21 protein-coding genes are annotated in these 18,786 nt (G+C 63.9%); 17 read left to right on the top strand and 4 right to left on the bottom strand.

Annotated elements, in window-relative coordinates:
* Positions 1-8 precede the first annotated feature (8 nt).
* Positions 9-623, top strand: a complete 615-nt coding sequence (locus tag A3AS_RS0117005; RefSeq protein WP_026202069.1) for a TadE/TadG family type IV pilus assembly protein — start codon at positions 9-11, stop codon at positions 621-623.
* Between the two features lie 100 nt (positions 624-723).
* Here A3AS_RS0117005 and A3AS_RS0117000 read toward each other — a convergent pair whose 3' ends face one another.
* The 3 genes from A3AS_RS0117000 to A3AS_RS0116990 form a co-directional block, all read right to left on the bottom strand.
* On the bottom strand, positions 724-936 hold the full coding sequence (locus A3AS_RS0117000; protein WP_018318776.1) for a cold-shock protein: 213 nt from the start codon (positions 934-936) through the stop codon (positions 724-726).
* Between the two features lie 259 nt (positions 937-1,195).
* Positions 1,196-1,483, bottom strand: a complete 288-nt coding sequence (gene infA, locus A3AS_RS0116995) for a translation initiation factor IF-1 (RefSeq protein WP_008131890.1) — start codon at positions 1,481-1,483, stop codon at positions 1,196-1,198.
* A gap of 23 nt (positions 1,484-1,506) precedes the next feature.
* Positions 1,507-3,081 carry a DEAD/DEAH box helicase gene (locus A3AS_RS0116990; protein WP_049814904.1) on the bottom strand — a complete coding sequence of 525 codons (1,575 nt, stop codon included), beginning with the start codon at positions 3,079-3,081 and terminating at the stop codon, positions 1,507-1,509.
* A 505-nt stretch (positions 3,082-3,586) separates the two neighbouring features.
* On the opposite strand from A3AS_RS0116990, the gene urtA reads away from it, so the two are divergent.
* The 16 genes from urtA to A3AS_RS0116910 all read left to right on the top strand — a co-directional run bounded on the left by urtA (position 3,587) and on the right by A3AS_RS0116910 (position 18,137).
* The gene (gene urtA / locus A3AS_RS0116985; RefSeq protein WP_026202068.1) at positions 3,587-4,909 is read left to right on the top strand and encodes an urea ABC transporter substrate-binding protein; all 1,323 of its coding nucleotides are present in this window, start codon (positions 3,587-3,589) and stop codon (positions 4,907-4,909) included.
* 83 nt (positions 4,910-4,992) lie between these two features.
* Positions 4,993-6,600 (top strand): urea ABC transporter permease subunit UrtB, encoded by a 1,608-nt coding sequence (gene urtB, locus A3AS_RS0116980; RefSeq protein ID WP_018318773.1) that lies wholly within the window; start codon positions 4,993-4,995, stop codon positions 6,598-6,600.
* Positions 6,597-7,757, top strand: coding sequence for an urea ABC transporter permease subunit UrtC (urtC, locus tag A3AS_RS0116975; protein ID WP_018318772.1), 1,161 nt, complete (start codon positions 6,597-6,599; stop codon positions 7,755-7,757). The genes urtB and urtC overlap by 4 nt, the downstream gene beginning before the upstream one ends.
* Positions 7,758-7,763: 6 nt before the next feature.
* Positions 7,764-8,525: an urea ABC transporter ATP-binding protein UrtD gene (gene urtD / locus A3AS_RS0116970; protein ID WP_018318771.1), complete on the top strand. Its 762-nt coding sequence runs from the start codon at positions 7,764-7,766 to the stop codon at positions 8,523-8,525.
* 3 nt (positions 8,526-8,528) lie between these two features.
* Positions 8,529-9,224, top strand: coding sequence for an urea ABC transporter ATP-binding subunit UrtE (gene urtE, locus A3AS_RS0116965; protein ID WP_018318770.1), 696 nt, complete (start codon positions 8,529-8,531; stop codon positions 9,222-9,224).
* Between the two features lie 32 nt (positions 9,225-9,256).
* Positions 9,257-10,087, top strand: coding sequence for an urease accessory protein UreD (locus A3AS_RS0116960; RefSeq protein WP_018318769.1), 831 nt, complete (start codon positions 9,257-9,259; stop codon positions 10,085-10,087).
* A 37-nt stretch (positions 10,088-10,124) separates the two neighbouring features.
* The gene (locus tag A3AS_RS0116955) at positions 10,125-10,427 is read left to right on the top strand and encodes an urease subunit gamma (protein ID WP_007605424.1); all 303 of its coding nucleotides are present in this window, start codon (positions 10,125-10,127) and stop codon (positions 10,425-10,427) included.
* A 111-nt stretch (positions 10,428-10,538) separates the two neighbouring features.
* Positions 10,539-10,844, top strand: a complete 306-nt coding sequence (locus A3AS_RS0116950; RefSeq protein WP_026202067.1) for an urease subunit beta — start codon at positions 10,539-10,541, stop codon at positions 10,842-10,844.
* A 57-nt stretch (positions 10,845-10,901) separates the two neighbouring features.
* Positions 10,902-11,441, top strand: a complete 540-nt coding sequence (locus tag A3AS_RS0116945; RefSeq protein WP_018318767.1) for an HD domain-containing protein — start codon at positions 10,902-10,904, stop codon at positions 11,439-11,441.
* Positions 11,438-11,959 (top strand): hypothetical protein, encoded by a 522-nt coding sequence (locus tag A3AS_RS0116940; RefSeq protein WP_157644282.1) that lies wholly within the window; start codon positions 11,438-11,440, stop codon positions 11,957-11,959. The genes A3AS_RS0116945 and A3AS_RS0116940 overlap by 4 nt, the downstream gene beginning before the upstream one ends.
* A 45-nt stretch (positions 11,960-12,004) precedes the next feature.
* Complete coding sequence (ureC, locus tag A3AS_RS0116935) at positions 12,005-13,720, top strand: urease subunit alpha (protein WP_018318765.1); 1,716 nt, start codon at positions 12,005-12,007, stop codon at positions 13,718-13,720.
* Positions 13,721-13,847: 127 nt separating this feature from the next.
* Positions 13,848-14,147, top strand: a complete 300-nt coding sequence (locus A3AS_RS0116930; RefSeq protein WP_018318764.1) for a putative quinol monooxygenase — start codon at positions 13,848-13,850, stop codon at positions 14,145-14,147.
* 14 nt (positions 14,148-14,161) lie between these two features.
* Positions 14,162-14,812 carry an urease accessory protein UreE gene (locus A3AS_RS0116925; protein WP_018318763.1) on the top strand — a complete coding sequence of 217 codons (651 nt, stop codon included), beginning with the start codon at positions 14,162-14,164 and terminating at the stop codon, positions 14,810-14,812.
* Entirely contained in the window at positions 14,793-15,521 is a 729-nt protein-coding gene (locus A3AS_RS0116920; protein ID WP_018318762.1) for an urease accessory protein UreF, read from the top strand. Before A3AS_RS0116925 ends, A3AS_RS0116920 begins: the two co-directional genes overlap by 20 nt.
* A gap of 39 nt (positions 15,522-15,560) precedes the next feature.
* Positions 15,561-16,184, top strand: a complete 624-nt coding sequence (gene ureG / locus A3AS_RS0116915; RefSeq protein ID WP_018318761.1) for an urease accessory protein UreG — start codon at positions 15,561-15,563, stop codon at positions 16,182-16,184.
* 294 nt (positions 16,185-16,478) lie between these two features.
* Positions 16,479-18,137 (top strand): HWE histidine kinase domain-containing protein, encoded by a 1,659-nt coding sequence (locus tag A3AS_RS0116910; RefSeq protein WP_018318760.1) that lies wholly within the window; start codon positions 16,479-16,481, stop codon positions 18,135-18,137.
* 11 nt (positions 18,138-18,148) lie between these two features.
* Here the strand turns inward: A3AS_RS0116910 and A3AS_RS0116905 are convergent, their stop codons facing one another.
* Entirely contained in the window at positions 18,149-18,757 is a 609-nt protein-coding gene (locus tag A3AS_RS0116905; protein WP_049814903.1) for a TetR/AcrR family transcriptional regulator, read from the bottom strand.
* Between the last annotated feature and the right edge of the window lie 29 nt (positions 18,758-18,786).

Here is an 18,786-nt window from a genome sequence, read left to right as displayed (position 1 = left end):
GCGGACCGATGCAGGCGATTGCGAATATCTGGCGGAATGCATGTAGTTCCGTGCGCGACTTCGTCGCCGACAAGCGCGCGCTCGCGGCGACCGAATTCGCGGTCATCGTCCCGCTGATGCTGGTGATGTTCTTCGGCACCGTCGAATTCTCGTCGGCCGTGGCGATCGATCGCAAGGTTACATTGATCGCGCGGGCGCTGTCCGATTTGACGTCGCAGTCGACGACGCTCGCCGATGCCGACATGAAGGATACGTTCACTGCGAGCATCTCGGTCATCATGCCCTACGACGCCAGTCTGGTGAAGGGCACGGTCTCCCAGATCTATATCGATGCCAACAGCATTGCTACGGTCCAGTGGAGCAAGGCCGGCACCATTGCGAGCGGCGCGACGCAAGCGACGCTGGCGACCTCGGCTCGCAAGGCCGGCGACAAGGTCACCACCATGATTCCCTCGACGCTGTTGATTCCGTCGACCTACCTCATCCTCAGCGAGGCGAGCTACACTTACACGCCGTCCGTAGGCTACGTGTTGAAGTCGAGCCTACCCTTGAGCGATCTGTCCTACACGCGGCCGCGCCAGGTCACCTGCGTTCCCTACAACGGCGTGCCGTCGACGTGCTGATATCCGCGAGCAGGCGCTAAAATGAAAAAGGCCGTGCGTTGCGCACGGCCTTCTTGCTTTCTTTGGCTTGCGCGAGCCGATCGGCCCAACGCCCGGAGGCTCAGCCTTCGGAGCGGAGGTTGTCCGCTGCCGACTTGCCGGAACGACGGTCGGCCACGATCTCGTAGGAGATCTTCTGACCTTCACGCAGCGTGCCGAGGCCCGCACGCTCCACAGCGCTGATGTGGACGAACACGTCCTGGCCGCCATCGTCGGGCTGAATGAAGCCGAAGCCTTTGGTCGCGTTAAACCACTTCACGGTTCCCATGCTCACGGGGGTAGTCCCTTCTCAGATAACACAATGTGAGAGCCCGCTTGCGCAGGCCGGTTAGATCGAATTTTTGGAAGGGTCGTCAGCGTGTCTGAACCGGCTGTACCGGTGGATGCTAATGTCGTCCGGCCGAAAATCGATAAATTCATTTTATCGGAATTGGGGTCTCAAAACAATCCGGACATGCACGATTTTTTGATCCGCCGCGATGGCCGCGGCGGATCCACATAAAGGTCGGAATCTTACTTCCGCGCTCAGGCGCCTAGCGACGGCGGAACTGGCCGCCGCGCTGGCCCGGGCGAGGCGGTCCGCCCACGCCGCTGGGACGCTCGTCCTTGTGGCGGAAAATCAGCCGGCCCTTCTCGAGGTCATAGGGCGACATCTCCACCGTCACGCGGTCGCCTGCCAGCGTCTTGATGCGGTTCTTCTTCATCTTGCCGGCGGTATAGGCGACGATCTCGTGTCCGGCGTCGAGCTGCACGCGGTAGCGTGCGTCGGGGAGGATTTCGGTGACCAGTCCTTCGAACTGGATCAGCTCTTCCTTAGCCATGAATTTCTCCAGGTCGTGGACGGCTAGTGCGAATAGGGTTTGCGGTTCGGTTGGCCGTTCGGCCGACTCTCACGGCGCAAAAAGGCAACGCCTTGTATCCCATCAGGTGCCCCGGCGCTATGCGCGGAACGCTGTTCTGGACGACTGCCTGCAGAAGAATGCGTCTTCCCGCCAGAGTGTGGACGACGAGACCCCTTTGAGGCCTTCGGGCCATTGCCGGGCCGCCCGTCAGCATGTCGCGCTTCGCCGCCATGTCGGCCTTCACCGGGGCGTCCCTCGCCGTGCTTGCCGGCGCTATGGTGGCGTCCGTCGGTATGTCGTTCGTCGCTGCGACGCCCGTCACCATGGCGTGCCTCGCCATGCCTTGCGCCTTGCGGACGCTGGCCCGGGCGGCCTCCGCGGCCCTGTCGTTGCTGCGGCGCGGGAGGACCCGCATCGCGGCGGCCGGCGTCGGTGCGGAGATCTTCGCGCGGCAGTGCCACCTTGATCAGCCGTTCGATGTCGCGGAGATAGCTGAGTTCCTCGCCGCCTGCGACGAGCGAGATCGCGGTGCCGTCGGCGCCGGCGCGCGCGGTGCGGCCGATGCGGTGGACGTAGGTTTCAGGCACGTTGGGCAGGTCGAAATTGATGACGTGGCTGATGCCGTCGACGTCGATGCCGCGGGCGGCGATGTCGGTGGCGACCAGGGTGCGGATCTCGCCCGAGCGGAACTGGGCCAGCGTCCGTTCGCGATGGTTCTGCGACTTGTTGCCGTGGATGGCGCTGGCGGGGATGCCGGCCTTCTCGAGCGACTTCACCACCTTGTCCGCGCCGTGCTTGGTGCGGGTGAAGACCAGGGCGCGGTTGACCGGCTCGTCCTTCAGAAGCTTGGTCAGGAAGGCGGGCTTGGCGGAGAAATCGACCTGGACGATGCGTTGATTGATGCGCTCGGCGGTCGAGGAGACCGGGGTCACCGCGACGCGGGCGGGGTCCCGCAGCATCGCGTTCGCCAGCTCGGCGATGTCCTTGGGCATGGTGGCCGAGAAGAACAGCGTCTGCCGCTTGATCGGCAGCTTGGCGACGATTTTGCGGATGTCGTTGATGAAGCCCATGTCGAGCATGCGGTCGGCTTCATCGAGCACGAGGAATTCGACGCTCGAGAGCTTCAGCCCGTTGCTCTGCACGAGGTCGAGCAGGCGGCCGGGGGTGGCGACCAGCACTTCGACGCCCTGCATCAGCGAGCGGACCTGGCGGCCCATCGGAACGCCGCCGATGGCGAGCGTCGAGGACAGGCGGATGTGGCGGCCATAGGCGTTGAAGCTGTCGAGGATCTGGCCGGACAGCTCGCGGGTCGGCGACAACACCAGGACGCGGGTCGTCTTGGGCTGCGGCTTGATACGGTGCTCGAGCAGGCGGTGCAGGATCGGCAGCGCGAAGGACGCGGTCTTACCGGTACCGGTCTGGGCGATACCGACGACGTCGCGGCCGGTCAGCGCCGTGGGGATGGTCTGGGCCTGGATGGGGGTGGGGGTGACGTAGTTCTCTTCTTGAAGAGCGCGCGCGATGGGTTCGGCGAGGCCGAAGTCCTGAAACGAAGTCAAAGGAGGGGTTCTTTCCATGTCAAAAGCGCAACGCCCGGCGCATTCAGCGCGGCGCACGCAAAAGGGTGTCGAGAAGACACCTGCGTGTTTGGGGTGTCGGATGGCTTGGGAGATATGGGGCAAGCCAGAGGCCCGTAAGGGCTTAAGAACACGCGGCTCGCGACGACCGCTTGATTCGCAAGAGGTCTCGGCCGCTCATATGGAACATCGAGGGGGCGCTTTCAAGGCAGCTCGTCCAAAAAGGCCGGTTGCGGTGCAGAAATAGTTATGCCGGAAATTTAGCCAGAAAGAGCATTTTGCTCAGAAAATGACCAGCCTGCCGCTTTGGCATACATTTGGATTGCTCAAGTTTTGGGCTGGTTCGAGGTCGGGACACTTTGATTTCGGCAAATTGTGTCAGCAAAACCAACTGGTTGGTGGGTGCTCAGTCCATGGCATGGTTCTTGCGAATCCGTTAATCGCAGGCGGCCGTGGGGCCGTTTCGCAGCGTTTTTCACGTCTGCGTCAGGGAGATGAGACACTCATGTTTAGCAAATCCACTCACGATATAGCGGCGTCATTTAGCCGCCGCGGTGTGCTCGCCGCGACCGCCGGACTGGTGCTCGGTCTGGCTTCATTGACTGGCGCCAAGGCCGCGGATGACACCATCAAGGTCGGCGTGCTGCACTCCCTTTCCGGCACCATGGCCATCAGCGAAACCACGCTGAAGGACACCATCCTTTTCCTGATCGACGAGCAGAACAAGAAGGGCGGCGTTCTCGGCAAGAAGCTCGAGGCCGTCGTCGTCGACCCCGCGTCGAACTGGCCGCTGTTCGCCGAAAAGGCGCGCGAGCTGATCACCAAAGACAAGGTCTCGGTCGTGTTCGGCTGCTGGACCTCGGTGTCGCGCAAGTCGGTGCTGCCCGTCTTCAAGGAGCTGAACAACATCCTGTTCTACCCCGTGCAGTACGAGGGTGAGGAGAGCGAGCGCAACGTGTTCTACACGGGTGCGGCGCCGAACCAGCAGGCAATCCCCGCCGTCGACTACCTGATGAAGGACGAGAAGGTGAAGCGCTGGGTGCTCGCGGGCACCGACTACGTTTATCCGCGTACCACCAACAAGATCCTGGAAGCCTATCTGAAGTCGAAGGGTGTCGCCCAGGAAGACATCATGATCAACTACACGCCGTTCGGTCACTCCGACTGGCAGACGATCGTGGCCGACATCAAGAAGTTCGGCTCGGCCGGCAAGAAGACCGCCGTGGTCTCGACCATCAACGGCGACGCCAACGTTCCCTTCTACAAGGAGCTCGGCAACCAGGGCATCAAGGCGAAGGACATCCCGGTCGTCGCGTTCTCGGTGGGCGAAGAAGAGCTCGCCGGCATCGACACCAAGCCGCTGGTCGGCCATCTCGCGGCCTGGAACTACTTCCAGTCGATCAAGTCGCCGGAGAACGAGAAGTTCATCAAGGCGTGGCAGGCCTACACCAAGAATCCGAAGCGCGTGACCAACGATCCGATGGAAGCGCACGTGATCGGCTTCGACATGTGGGTCAAGGCGGTCGAGAAGGTGAAGTCGACCGATCCGGACAAGGTGATCGACGCTCTCCCGGGCATCGAAGCCAAGAACCTGACCGGCGGCGTGTCGAAGATGCTGCCGAACCACCACATCACCAAGCCGGTGTTCATCGGCGAGATCAAGGGCAACGGCCAGTTCGACGTGGTCTGGAAGACCCCGGGTCTCGTCGCTGGCGATGCCTGGTCGAAGGAGCTCGACGGCTCCAAGGACCTGGTCGGCGACTGGGTCGGCAAGAAGTGCGGCAACTTCAACACCAAGACCAACAAGTGTCTCGGTTCGGGCTCCTGATCCGGATCTGACACGCCATACACGCCCGGAGAAGGCGGCGATCCCGCCGCCTTCTCCACTCATTTCTGCCGGGGTCATTCACAGTGCCAGCCCATTTGTCCGCGCGCCTCTGCTCGCTTGCGCTCTCGTTGTTCCTGATCGCGTTCGCGTTGCCGGCCTTCGCCGGTCCGTTCGAGGATGCGGTCGCCAAGTTCGCCAACGATGATTATTCCGATACGGACGAGGCGATCGGCGTGGTCGCAAGTAGCGGCAATCCGCTGGCTTTCCCCATCATCAGTGCGCTTCAGGACGGCCGCCTGATGGCCGACCCTGACAGCAAGAAGGTTTACGTCACCGGTACCGACGGTAAGTCGATCGACGCCGCGACCGGCCAGGCGGTGGCGAGCGTTCCCGACAGCGCGAGCGCAGTCCGCCTCAACAACCGCCTGCGCCGCAGCGTCGACGCAGCTCTCGGCAGCCTGACGCTCCAGTCGCCGGACGTCGGAACACGGCTGCAGGCCGCGCAATCCGTCTTCAAGTCGCATGAGGAGACCGCGCTCGAGCCGGTCGATGCCGCGCTCGCCAAGGAAACCAACAGGTCCGTCAAGGCTGCGCTCGGCGACGCCCGCGCGGCCATCCTGCTGTTCAAGTCGGACGCCAGCGAGGTCGAGAAGCTGGAGGCGGTGGCCACCCTCAAGGGGCGCGGCGACCAGGAGGCGCTGGCCCTGCTCACAGGCATGGGCGACCAGCCGGCGTCGGTGACCAAGGCCGCTACGAGCGCGATCGGCTCGATCCAGAATTCGCTCGCGATCTGGTCCATGGTGCAGAATGCCTGGTATGGCCTCTCGCTCGGCTCGGTGCTGCTGCTCGCCGCGATCGGGCTCGCCATCACCTTCGGCGTGATGGGCGTGATCAACATGGCGCATGGCGAGATGGTGATGATCGGGGCCTACACCACCTTCGTGGTGCAGGAGGTGATCCGCACCCGCTATCCCGGCCTGTTCGATTATTCGCTGCTGATCGCGGTGCCGCTGGCCTTTGTCGTCGCCGGCGCGATCGGCGTGCTGATCGAGCGCAGCATCATCCGTTTCCTCTACGGGCGACCGCTGGAGACGCTGCTCGCGACCTGGGGCCTGTCGCTGGTGCTGCAGCAGGCGGTGCGCACCATGTTCGGTCCGACCAACCGCGAGGTCGGCAATCCCTCCTGGATGAGCGGCGCTTTCGAGCTCGGCCAGATCACCATCACCTATAACCGGCTCTGGATCCTCGTGTTCACGCTGGCCGTGTTCGCGATCCTGCTCGCGATGCTGCGCTACACCGCGCTCGGCCTCGAGATGCGCGCGGTGACGCAGAACCGCCGCATGGCGGCCTCGATGGGCATCGCCACCTCGCGCGTCGACGCGCTGACCTTCGGGCTCGGCTCGGGCATTGCCGGCATCGCCGGCGTGGCGCTGTCGCAGATCGACAATGTCAGCCCCAATCTCGGCCAGAGCTACATCATCGACAGCTTCATGGTCGTGGTGTTCGGCGGCGTCGGCAATCTCTGGGGCACGCTGGTCGGCGCCTTCACGCTCGGCATCGCCAACAAGTTCCTGGAGCCGGTCGCCGGCGCCGTGCTCGGCAAGATCGCCATCCTGGTTCTCATCATCCTGTTCATTCAAAAGCGCCCGCGCGGACTGTTCGCGCTCAAGGGCCGTGCGGTGGAAGCATGACCCCTCACATGCTGACGCGCTCGCTGGACCGCGGCGCGACGATCTTCCTTGCCGTCGTCGCAGCCTGCGGCATCCTGATCCCGCTCTCCAACCTGCTGCTGCCCGCGGGCTCATTCCTGCAGGTGCCGACCTATCTCGTCGCGCTCTGGGGCAAATATGTCTGCTACGCGATCCTGGCGCTCGCGATTGATCTGATCTGGGGCTATTGCGGTATCCTCTCGCTCGGCCACGGCGCGTTCTTTGCGCTCGGTGGCTACGCGATGGGGATGTACCTGATGCGGCAGATCGGCGCCCGCGGCGTCTACGGCAATCCGATCCTGCCCGACTTCATGGTGTTCCTGAACTGGCAGAAGCTGCCCTGGTACTGGTACGGCTTCGACATGTTCTGGTTCGCAGCGCTGATGGTGCTGGTCGTGCCCGGCCTGCTCGCCTTCTGCTTCGGCTGGCTTGCCTTCCGCTCCCGCGTCACCGGCGTGTATCTGTCGATCATCACGCAGGCGATGACCTATGCGCTGCTGCTCGCCTTCTTCCGCAACGACTTCGGCTTCGGCGGCAATAACGGCCTGACCGACTTCAAGGACATCCTGGGCTTCAACGTCCAGGCGGAAGGCACCCGCGCGGCGTTGTTCGCGCTGAGCTGTCTGGCGCTGATCGCAGGCTTCCTGATCTGCCGCGCCATCGTCTCCTCCAAGCTCGGCAAGGTGTTGATCGCGGTGCGTGATGCGGAATCGCGCACGCGCTTCCTCGGCTACCGCGTCGAATCCTACAAGCTGTTCGTGTTTACGGTCTCGGCCTGCATGGCCGGGGTCGCCGGCGCGCTCTACGTGCCGCAGGTCGGCATCATCAACCCAAGCGAATTCGCGCCCGGCAATTCGATCGAGGCGGTGATCTGGGTCGCGGTCGGCGGCCGCGGCACGCTGGTCGGTGCCGCACTTGGCGCCGTCGTCGTCAACTACGCCAAGACGTTTTTCACCTCGGGCATGCTCGCGCCGTACTGGCTGTTCATGCTGGGTGCGCTGTTCATCCTGGTGACGTTGCTGCTGCCGAAGGGCATCGTCGGCACCTTCAACGCGTGGTGGGACTCGTCGAAAGATAAACGCAACGCCGCGAGCGCCGCGGCCGAGGACGGCGTCACCGAACCCAAGATGGCGGAGTAGGCGCAAATGAACGTCATGGACAACCGCGCAACCTCCGCAATGCTCTATCTCGACGGCGTGCACGTCTCGTTCGACGGCTTCCACGCCATCAACAATCTGTCGCTGACGCTCGAGCCCGGCGAGATGCGCGCCATCATCGGTCCGAACGGCGCCGGCAAGACCACGATGATGGACATCATCACCGGCAAGACCAAGCCCGACGAGGGTACGGTTCTGTTCGACGGCGTCACGGATCTGACGCGGCTCGACGAGACCCGCATCGCCGAGCTCGGCATCGGTCGCAAATTCCAGAAACCGACCGTGTTCGAGAGCCAGACGGTGCAGGACAACCTCCTGCTCGCGCTCAATGTCGACCACAGCGTCAAGGGCACGCTGTTCTGGCGCGGCAGCAAGGCCGAGTCCGAGCGCATCGACAAGGTGCTGGAGACGATCCGTCTCACCGAGGCCCGTAACCGCCTGGCCGGCAGCCTCAGCCACGGTCAGAAGCAGTGGCTGGAGATCGGCATGCTGCTGGCGCAGGATCCAAAACTGCTCCTCGTCGACGAGCCCGTTGCAGGGATGACCGACGTCGAGACGCATCTGACAGCCGAGCTGCTGAAGGAGATCAACAAGACCCACACCGTGATGGTGGTCGAGCACGACATGACCTTCGTGCGCGAGCTCGGCGTCAAGGTCACCTGTCTGCACGAAGGCACCGTGCTCGCCGAAGGAACCATCGACCAGGTTTCATCCAACGAGCGGGTCATCGAAGTTTATCTGGGACGCTGAGCGATGCTTGAGGTCAAGGATATCAATCTGTTCTACGGCGCGGCGCAGGCGCTGCGCGGCGTCTCGATCTCGGCCGAGCCGGGCAAGGTGACCTGCGTGCTCGGGCGCAACGGCGTCGGCAAGACCTCGCTCTTGCGCGCGATGGTCGGGCAGTACCCGATCTCGTCGGGCGCGATCGTGCTCGACGGCAGCGACATCACCGGCCTCAAGCCCTATGAGCGGGCGCGCAAGGGCATCGGCTTCGTGCCGCAGGGCCGCGAGATCTTCCCGCTGCTGACGGTCGAGGAAAACCTCAAGACCGGCTTCGGTCCGCTCAAGCGCGAGGACAAGCACATTCCCGACGACGTGTTCTCGCTCTTCCCCGTGCTGCAATCCATGCTCGGCCGGCGCGGCGGCGATCTCTCTGGTGGCCAGCAGCAACAGCTCGCGATCGGTCGCGCGCTGGTGATGCGGCCGAAATTGCTGCTGCTCGACGAGCCGACCGAGGGCATCCAGCCCTCGATCATCAAGGACATCGGCCGCGCCATCTCCTATTTGCGCAACCTCGGCAACATCGCCATCGTGCTGGTCGAACAATACCTCGACTTTGCCTGCGAACTCGGCGACAGTTTTGCCGTGATGGATCGCGGCGCGGTGAAATTCACCTGCGATCGCGCCAATTTGGACGCGAGCGAGATCAGCCGCCAGATGGCGCTGTAAGCCGTTCTGCCGCGACCGGCTGGGGGAGGCGGATGCGCAGCGACGTTTCGGTCACGTCAGGAGTTTTCGAGGCAAACCGTGCCCGCGGCGCGGTGCGCTTCGACGTGCACGCACGTGACGGCGTGACGCGGCGCGGCGTCTTGCATGAATCCGGCTCGCTGCGCGTGCGCTTTCCCTCACCTGAAGGCGAGGGGCTCTCCGGCGTGTTCGTCAACACGGCCGGCGGCGTCGCCGGCGGGGACAGTTTTGAGATCGACATCGCGGCGGGCCAGGGCTCGCGGCTGACGCTAACGACCGCGGCCGCCGAAAAGGTCTATCGCGCGCCGGGAGCGGCAGCGCGGCTCAATATTTCCTTGAAGGCCGACGCGGGCGCGCATCTGTCCTGGCTGCCCCAGGAGACCATTCTGTTCGACCGCGCCCGGGTCCACCGCCGCTTCGACATCGAGCTTGATGAGGCGGCCTCGCTGCTGCTCTGCGAGATCGTCGTGTTCGGCCGCATTGCCATGGGCGAGCGGATGGAGCAGGGCGAGTTTGTCGACCGCTGGCGGCTGCGGCGTGGTGGCAGGCTGGTGTTCGCCGAGACCATCAGGCTCGACGGCAATATCGGCGCAAAACTTGGGCGATCAGCCGTCGCCAAAGGCGGTGCCGCGATCGGCACGGCGCTGATCGTGCCCGGTGACGAGGCTTTGGTCGAGCGCATTCGCGAGGCCTCGGACTCATTCTCCGGCGAGGTCGGAATCTCCGCGTGGAATGGCTTTGCAATGGCCCGGTTCTGTGCCCAAGATGCGGCGCGCTTGCGAGCCGACATGATGGCCGTGCTGGCGCGCACTGGAACGGCCCTGCCGCGACTCTGGCTGAACTGACCGGCTGAATTGACGTGTTGAACGGAAGAGATTCTTCATGAACCTGTCTCCCCGCGAAAAGGACAAGCTTCTGATCTCGATGGCGGCGATCGTGGCCCGCCGTCGGCTGGACCGCGGCGTCAAGCTCAACCATCCCGAGGCGATCGCCATCATCTCCGATTTCATCCTCGAAGGCGCACGCGACGGCCGCACCGTCGCCGAGCTGATGCAATCCGGCGCGCAGGTCCTCACCCGCGACCAGGTGATGCCGGGCATTCCCGAGATGATCCACGACATCCAGGTCGAGGCGACGTTTCCGGACGGCACCAAGCTCGTCACCGTGCACGAGCCGATCAGGTAATTCGAATTCGTCATTCCGGGGCGCCCGCAGGGCGAACCCGGAATCCAGAGATTGTTGATCAAGATCCCGGCCTTCTCGCTGCGCGAGCCCCGGAACGACGAGGAGGATAGAATGATCCCCGGCGAACTCTTCATCCAGGACGGCGAGATCGAGCTCAATGCCGGCCGCAAGACCGTGACGCTGACGGTCGCCAACACCGGCGACCGTCCGATCCAGGTCGGCTCGCACTACCATTTCTTCGAGACCAACCCCGCGCTGAAATTCGACCGCAAGAAGGCCCGCGGCATGCGCCTCGACATCGCCGCCGGCACTGCCGTCCGCTTCGAACCCGGCCAGACCCGTGACGTGCAGCTCGTCGCGATGGCGGGGAAGAAGACGATCTACGGCTTCCGCGGCGACGTCATGGGGAAGCTGTGATCTTAGCAGGAACGAGCGCGGCGCGGCACGGTTGAGGCGGAAACGGAGGTATTTCCCATGCTCTCACCCATCCGCCTCATCTCTGAAGCCGCCGAACTCGCCGCGCGCCGCCATAACGGCATGGCGCGCAAGGGGCGCGGCAATGAGCCCTACATCAATCATCTCGCCGAGGTCGCCAACCTGCTGGCGACCGCGACCGATGGCGCCGATGCCGAGCTGGTCGCGGCCGGCTGGCTGCATGATTCGATCGAGGATACCGACACCACGCGCGAGGAGCTGGCGCAGCGACTTTCCGAGGGCGTTGCCTCGCTGGTCGCGGAGTGTACAGATGACATGAGCCTGCCGAAGGCCGAGCGGCGGCAGAAGCAAATCGAGGACGCTCCGCACAAATCGCCGGGCGCCAAGCTGATCAAGATCGCCGACAAGATCAGCAACATCGGCGCGCGCATTCATACGGATCCGACCACCGAAGAGCGTGACGACCTCGCCGACTACAGCGATTGGGCCGAGCAGGTGGTGGCCGGCTGCCGCGGCGGCAATGCGTGGCTCGATACGAAATTCGATGATGCCGTGAAAGCAGCGAAGGCTTTGCTGTGAGCCAGCTTGCAACGGCAATGAAACGTTGTGCCCTCTCAGCCTGCATAGGCCTCGCGTTCGGTTCGCCGCAAGCAAACGCGGACGAAGCTCGCTGGCGTCTGTTCGACCAGGGAACGGATGCGCTTCTTGCGATCGCGAATACGGACGAACCCGGTGATGCCTTCGGTATGCCGCTGTTGTCTTGCCCACGGAAGAGCGGTTTCGTCAGTATCGAAGGTGAAGCCAAAGAAGAGATGCGCGCGGTCATGTCGGAGATGATCAAGACCGACCAGGCGCCGTGGATCAAGGTGGCGCCTGATGTCAATCCGGAGTCCGCGACGATCGATCTGTTCTATTCGTTCATCGACGGTTGGCGTTACAAGTTTGGCATCCAGGTCGACCACAAGATGTTCGAACGCTTCAAGCGCGAAGGAGTGATCGACTTCAAGCTGGGCAGGGCTGAAGTCCACGAGGAGTTCAAGGTTGGTCTCGACAATATCGGTAAGTTTCTCGATCTTTGCGCGGGAGCCAGCAAGTGACCGCGAGGTCGTGGCTGCACGCATGGGAATGATGGGGGTTCAAGCATGTCCGTCAAAATAAAGCGTTCCGTCTATGCCGACATGTTCGGCCCGACCACCGGCGACAGGGTGCGGCTGGCCGACACCGACCTCATCATCGAGGTCGAGAAGGATTTCACCATTTATGGCGAGGAGGTGAAGTTTGGCGGCGGCAAGGTGATCCGCGACGGCATGGGGCAGTCGCAGGTCACCAACAAGCAGGGCGCGGCCGACACCGTCATCACCAATGCGCTGATCGTCGATCACTGGGGCATCGTCAAGGCCGACGTCGCGATCAAGGACGGCATGATTTCGGCGATCGGCAAGGCCGGCAATCCCGACATCCAGCCGGGCGTCACCATCATCATCGGTCCCGGCACCGACGTGATCGCGGGTGAGGGCAAGATCCTCACCGCCGGCGGCTTCGACAGTCACATCCATTTCATCTGCCCGCAGCAGATCGAGCACGCGCTGATGTCAGGCGTCACCTCGATGCTGGGCGGTGGCACCGGCCCGTCGCACGGCACCTTCGCCACCACCTGCACGCCGGGTCCCTGGCACATGGGGCGGATGATCCAGTCGTTCGATGCCTTCCCGGTTAATCTCGGCATCTCCGGCAAGGGCAACGCCTCGCGGCCCGCCGCCCTGGTCGAGATGATCAAGGCCGGCGCCTGCGCGCTGAAGCTGCACGAGGACTGGGGCACGACGCCGGCCGCGATCGACAACTGCCTCTCGGTCGCCGATGCTCACGACATCCAGGTGATGATCCACACCGACACGCTGAACGAATCCGGCTTCGTCGAGGATACGATCAAGGCCTTCAAGGGCCGCACCATCCACGCCTTCCACACCGAGGGCGCGGGCGGTGGTCACGCCCCAGATATCATCAAGGTCGCAGGGCTCAAGAACGTGCTGCCGTCCTCGACCAACCCGACGCGGCCCTTCACGCGCAACACCATCGACGAGCATCTGGACATGCTGATGGTGTGCCACCACCTCGATCCCTCGATCGCGGAGGATCTGGCGTTCGCGGAAAGCCGTATCCGCAAGGAGACCATCGCGGCCGAAGACATTCTGCACGATCTCGGCGCGCTCTCGATGATGTCGTCGGACTCACAGGCGATGGGCCGGCTCGGCGAGGTCATCATCCGGACCTGGCAGACCGCGGACAAGATGAAGAAGCAGCGCGGGTCACTGCCGCAGGACAAGGGCAAGGACAACGACAATTTCCGCGTCAAACGCTACATCGCCAAATACACCATCAACCCCGCGATCGCGCATGGCGTGTCGAAACTGATCGGGTCGGTCGAGAAGGGCAAGCTTGCCGATCTCGTGCTGTGGTCGCCGGCCTTCTTCGGCGTCAAGCCGGATTGCATCGTCAAGGGCGGCACCATCGTCGCAGCTCCGATGGGCGATCCCAACGCCTCGATCCCGACGCCACAGCCGGTGCATTACCAGCCGATGTTCGGCGCCTTCGGCAAGGCGCGCACGGCATCGTCCGTGGTGTTCACCTCGAAGGCCGCGATCACCGGCGGTCTCGCGCGAAAGCTCGGCATCGAGAAGAAGCTCTATGCGGTCCAGAATACGCGCGGCAAGATCTCGAAGAAGAGCATGATCCACAACGACGCCACGCCCAATATCGAGGTCGATCCGGAGACCTATGAGGTCCGCGCCGACGGCGAATTGCTCACTTGCGCACCCGCCGAGGTGCTGCCGATGGCGCAGCGATATTTCATGTACTGAAATAGCGCCTCAACGCATGTCCCCGGCAAGCGTCCGGGGGCGGCTTTTACGGTTTTGCGTTCGATCCCGCCTGGTCTAATGTCCCGCCCGGTATCGTAACCCAGAAGAAAAGCCGGGAGGATTTCTCGTGATCTATGTCGTTGCCACCCTGACCATCAAGCCCGAGACGCGCGCCGAATTCATTGCAGCCGCCACCGCCTGCATCAAGGAGACGCGGAAGGAGCCCGGCAATATCGCCTATGATCTGCATGAAAGCGTCACCGATCCTGCCAAGATGGTATTCGTCGAGCAGTGGGAGAACGCCGAAGCGCTGGTGCCGCATCGTGGCATGGAGCACATGAAGACGTTCGGTCGCGTGGCGGTCAAGTGCTTCACGGCACCGCCGAAGATCGAGGTGATCACGCCCGAGAAGGTCGAGACAAGGTAACGGGGTAAAAGCGCATGATCCGGGCGACGCAGGTCAGGGGACAGCACCGCTTCACGGAAGCGCCGGCGGATACGGTGGTGCTCGATTTCGACGACCGTCACCGCCGCCGCATGGCGATGACGGGAACGCGGGGTCTCGAATTCCTGCTCGACCTGGAGCAGGCCGTCGCACTGCGCGGCGGCGATGCGCTGGTGCTGGAGGACGGCCGGCTGGTCGAAGTGGTCGCGGCGCCCGAGCCGCTGCTGGAAATCCGCGGCCGCGATCCGCATCACCTCATCCGCGTCGGCTGGCACCTCGGCAACCGTCATCTGCCGACGCAGATCATGGCCAAGGCCCTGCGCATTCGCCGCGATCACGTCATCGAGGCGATGGTGAAGGGCCTCGGCGCGCGCGTGATCGAGATCGAGGCGCCGTTTGATCCCGAAGGCGGCGCCTATGCGGATGCCGGCCACGCGCATGGCCATGACGATCATGCGCATCATGATCACGGGCATCATCATGACCATGGTCACGATCACCACGGCCATGATCATCACGCTCATGACCACCAACACCATGATCATGCCGCGCATGATCATGGGCACGATCATCACCATCACCACGACGAGCATTGCGACCATCCCGACCATCACCACGGCCACAAGCATGCTCATGACCACAAATGAGCGGGTCAGCGCCGGCGGCCTCGCCGAGGGCGAGGCGGCGGCGCTGTACCGGCTGATGACCTGGCTGTCGCCGGCGTTCCCGGTCGGCGGCTTCTCCTATTCCAGCGGCATCGAATGGGCGGTCGAGGCGGGCGACATCGTCGATACGGCCACGCTGGCCGACTGGCTCGACGCAATGCTCGGCGACGGCTCCGGCTTTTGCGACGCGACGTTTCTGGTGCATGCCTATCGTGCTGCTGAGAAGGGCGAAGATGCGACCTTGCGCGATATCGCCGAGCTCGCCGCAGCAATGGTGCCGTCGCGCGAGCGGCAATTGGAGACGAGCTCGCAGGGCCGCGCCTTCATCGACATTGCCCGCGCCGCGTGGGATGCCGATGGGCTGGATGCCATGGTTGCGGCATGCCGCGCGCCACCGGTTTATCCGGTCGCGGTCGGTGTGGTTGCCGCAATGCACGGCGTGCCGCTGGCGCCGACGCTGCACGCCTTCCTGCATGCTGTCGTCTCGAACTGGATTTCCGCGGCCAGCCGCCTCATTCCGCTCGGCCAGACCGACAGCCAGCGCGTGCTGGTGAGGCTGGAAGCCGCGGTGGCCTCGACTGCGAATCGTGCGCTGAGTGCGACATTGGACGATCTCGGCAGCGCGACCTTCCGCGCCGACCTCGCCAGCCTGCGGCACGAGACACAATATACACGGCTGTTCCGCTCGTGAGAGCGGCGCAGCCCTCACCATCGAGAGCGAGCGAATCACATGTCTAAATCTCACGGCCCCTTGCGTGTCGGCGTCGGCGGTCCGGTCGGATCGGGCAAGACCGCGCTGATGGACCTGCTCTGCAAGACCATGCGCGAGCGCTATGACATCGCCGCGATCACCAACGACATCTACACCAAATGGGATGCCGAGTTCCTGGTGCGTTCGGGCTCGCTGACGCCGGACCGCATTGCCGGCGTCGAGACCGGCGGCTGCCCGCACACCGCGATCCGCGAGGATGCCTCGATGAATCTCGCCGCGGTGGCGGACATGCGCGCCAAGTTTCCGGGGCTCGATCTCGTGCTGATCGAGTCCGGCGGCGACAATCTCGCTGCCACTTTTTCCCCGGAGCTGGCCGACCTGACCATCTACGTCATCGACGTGGCCGCCGGCGACAAGATCCCGTCCAAGGGCGGCCCCGGCATCACCCGGTCCGACCTGCTGGTCATCAACAAGATCGACCTCGCCCCCCATGTCGGCGCCTCCCTGGAGAAGATGGACACCGACGCCAGGCGCATGCGCGGCGAGCGTCCCTTCGTCATGACCAATCTGAAGAAGAGCGAGGGCCTTGACCGCATTGTCGGCTTCATCGAGGCCAAAGGCGGCCTGAAACGGACGGGCTGACAGCGCGACGACTTGGCGCATGCTTTTTTCGCCGTTAACCTTGGGGCCGGGCCGCAGCCACGGAACAAATTTCGGACACGGCGATTAATTACCTCCGGTGCCCGGTCAATTCATCCCGGCCAGACCATCGGCCGGGCGGATTAAGCTTTCCAGGCGACCCAAGTTGCGTACCGATGCCTCCTCCTTCATTATCTCTGCCACCGGGGTTCACCCTGTTTCGGCACATGGCCGTTCGAGCGGCGTTCATATGCTCCTTGTTTATTGCCGACCTCCTGCTTTCGCCTGAGTAGTCGCGTGGTCCGGCTGGGTTTCATCATCGGTTTCATCGCTCTGCTCGGAGCCTTGCTCTCCGGGCTTGCGGCTTATCGCGTCCACGACCAGGAGCTGGCGCTGGACCGGATCGCGCTTGCGCGCGCGATCGACGTTCATGCCAGTCTGGTCCAGGACCGGCTTACCGAGCGCGAGCTGCTCGCACGCGTCGCCTCGGGCCTGTTCCGCACACCATCCGTGATCAAGCCGAACATGCTGGAGCCGCTGCGCTCGGCCATCTACGCCTTCAAGACCGATTTCGTGGTGGCCGGCTGGATCGCCCGGCTGAAGCCGAACGAGCTTACGGCGGCGCAGGCCGCCATTGGAGGCGCCGGCTTCCCCAATCCGAAGATCCGCACCTTTGACGACAAGCCGATCAATCCGGCCGAGATCACCCAGCCGATCGATGTGCTGTTGGATCTCGAGCCGCGCAGCGACGAGACCAAGGCTCTGCCTGGCCGTAGTTACGACCAGGATCAGGTTCGCAGCGCTATGTTGACACGGGCCCGGCTCGAGAAGCGGTCGGTGGCTTCGGACCCAATTCCGCTGTTGCGCGGCAACGGGCCGGTCGGGATCATTGTGGCAGCTCCCGTCATTCCCGAGGGTGCGACCGAGCCAGCCGGGTTCGTCACGTTTTCCTACGAACTCGCCTCGCTGATGCTGACCAATGACGACATGTCGTTGTTCTCGGTCGCGCTCAGGGACCCGCGCAAGGAAGGCGGCGAGCTCGTTGCCAACGACCAGGGCATCGTCTCCACGCGCATGACGACGACGGACGGGCCGACGCCATCGGCGACGCGCACGGTGAGCTTCGGCGGCCGTGACTGGCAGCTGGGTTATTACGCCAAGACCAACTCGGCTCGTCGCGCCGAGCAGACCGCGATCATCGTGGCGGCGATCGGCTTTGCGATCACTGCGATGGTGTGCGGCCTGTTCGGCTATGTCGCCTACAACAATCTGCGGCTCAGCCGGGAAATCCAGGTCAGAATCGGCTTCGAGCGCCGGCTGACCGCGGTGATCGACGAGCTCAACCACCGGGTCAAGAATATCCTTGCAGTGATCCAGTCGATCGTGACGCGCACCTTGCGTCACGGCTCGGACATCGACGTCGCCCGCGAGCTTCTGATCGGGCGCATCCATGCCATGTCCAACGTGGTCTCGCTGCTCAGCGAGAGCCAGTGGCAGGGCGTCAAGCTGAAGGGCCTGTTCGAGGCGCGCGCCATCCCCCATGCCGACCGCATCGCCGTCACGGGGCCTGATATCGCGGTCAGCGCGCGCGCGGCGCAGAGCCTCTCGCTGCTGTTCTTCGAACTCGCCTCACATTCCGACGAGGGCCTGTCGCTGGTTGGAAAACATCCGCACATCACCGCCAGCTGGACGGTGACGGGCGAGGGGTCCGACGAGGTCTTCCATTTCCGCTGGGAGGAGCTCAACACCAGCGAGGCGACCCGCCGCCCCGATTCCGATTTTGGGCTGATCCTGCTCGACCGTGTCGCCCCCGAGGCGCTCGGCGGCACCGCCAAGCGCTATTTTACCGATGCCTCCTATGTCTACGAGCTGACCGCGCCGATGGAGACGGTGATCGACATGACCGAGCGCGACCGCACGGACAAGATCTCCGCGCCGGTGAGGCCTGCGCGATAGAAGCCGCTGGCTTAACCCTTGGGCCGCAACACCAGGTCGACCAGATTGCGGGCGTAGGCCGGCGTGATCGGCGCGATGCCGAAGACGTAGCGATAGAACAGGCTGCCATAGATCGCGTCGTAAAGATCCTCAGCCGGCCCTTCGGCCAGGATGCTGCCGTCGTTCTGGCCTGCCGCGATCATCTCGACCAGCGCGTCACGACGGAATTGCAGATAGCGGGCATAGAACAGCTCGGCCGAGCCGGTTTTGGAAATGCATTCGGAGATCACCGCGAGCTGGACCTTGCCGAACTCACCCTGGAGCGCCTCGGCGTAGGCTGCGGCATGGCGGCGGGCGCGTGCCGCGGGGTTGCCGGAGCCCTCCGGGGGCAGCGGCAGCATCTGCGCGGCATGTTGAAGAAAGGCGTCGATCAGGAGCGCCTCGCGGGACGGCCACCATTTGTAGATCGTCATCTTGGAGACGCTGGAGTGGCGGGCGACCGCGTCGATGGTGGTAGCGGCAAGGCCGGTCGAAGCCATCAGCGCATAGGCGCTTTCGAGAATCGCGTTGCTGGTCTCGATCGACCGAGGCCGGCCGCGCCGGGGCGTGCTCTCGGTCTCCCCACCCCCGCTTTTCACCATCGCCACGCCCGGTCTCCTCACGCAGAGCT

It is taken from the genome of Bradyrhizobium sp. WSM2793 (assembly GCF_000379585.1).
Lineage (GTDB): Bacteria > Pseudomonadota > Alphaproteobacteria > Rhizobiales > Xanthobacteraceae > Bradyrhizobium.
The sequence above is the reverse complement of the archived record's forward strand: the minus strand, read 5'-3'. Positions and strand labels throughout refer to the sequence as shown.

Bases quoted from the DNA above. Each gene is read 5' to 3' on its own strand.
- urtC (WP_018318772.1), top strand. From the start codon at position 6,597: ATGACCCCTCACATGCTGACGCGCTCGCTGGACCGCGGCGCGACGATC.
- A3AS_RS0116925 (WP_018318763.1), top strand. From the start codon at position 14,162: ATGATCCGGGCGACGCAGGTCAGGGGACAGCACCGCTTCACGGAAGCG.
- A3AS_RS0116990 (WP_049814904.1), bottom strand. From the start codon at position 3,081: ATGGAAAGAACCCCTCCTTTGACTTCGTTTCAGGACTTCGGCCTCGCC.
- ureG (WP_018318761.1), top strand. From the start codon at position 15,561: ATGTCTAAATCTCACGGCCCCTTGCGTGTCGGCGTCGGCGGTCCGGTC.
- urtD (WP_018318771.1), top strand. From the start codon at position 7,764: ATGAACGTCATGGACAACCGCGCAACCTCCGCAATGCTCTATCTCGAC.
- urtA (WP_026202068.1), top strand. From the start codon at position 3,587: ATGTTTAGCAAATCCACTCACGATATAGCGGCGTCATTTAGCCGCCGC.
- A3AS_RS0116960 (WP_018318769.1), top strand. From the start codon at position 9,257: ATGCGCAGCGACGTTTCGGTCACGTCAGGAGTTTTCGAGGCAAACCGT.
- A3AS_RS0116920 (WP_018318762.1), top strand. From the start codon at position 14,793: ATGCTCATGACCACAAATGAGCGGGTCAGCGCCGGCGGCCTCGCCGAG.
- A3AS_RS0116905 (WP_049814903.1), bottom strand. From the start codon at position 18,757: ATGGTGAAAAGCGGGGGTGGGGAGACCGAGAGCACGCCCCGGCGCGGC.
- A3AS_RS0117005 (WP_026202069.1), top strand. From the start codon at position 9: ATGCAGGCGATTGCGAATATCTGGCGGAATGCATGTAGTTCCGTGCGC.
- ureC (WP_018318765.1), top strand. From the start codon at position 12,005: ATGTCCGTCAAAATAAAGCGTTCCGTCTATGCCGACATGTTCGGCCCG.
- infA (WP_008131890.1), bottom strand. From the start codon at position 1,483: ATGGCTAAGGAAGAGCTGATCCAGTTCGAAGGACTGGTCACCGAAATC.
- A3AS_RS0116955 (WP_007605424.1), top strand. From the start codon at position 10,125: ATGAACCTGTCTCCCCGCGAAAAGGACAAGCTTCTGATCTCGATGGCG.
- A3AS_RS0116945 (WP_018318767.1), top strand. From the start codon at position 10,902: ATGCTCTCACCCATCCGCCTCATCTCTGAAGCCGCCGAACTCGCCGCG.
- urtE (WP_018318770.1), top strand. From the start codon at position 8,529: ATGCTTGAGGTCAAGGATATCAATCTGTTCTACGGCGCGGCGCAGGCG.
- A3AS_RS0116950 (WP_026202067.1), top strand. From the start codon at position 10,539: ATGATCCCCGGCGAACTCTTCATCCAGGACGGCGAGATCGAGCTCAAT.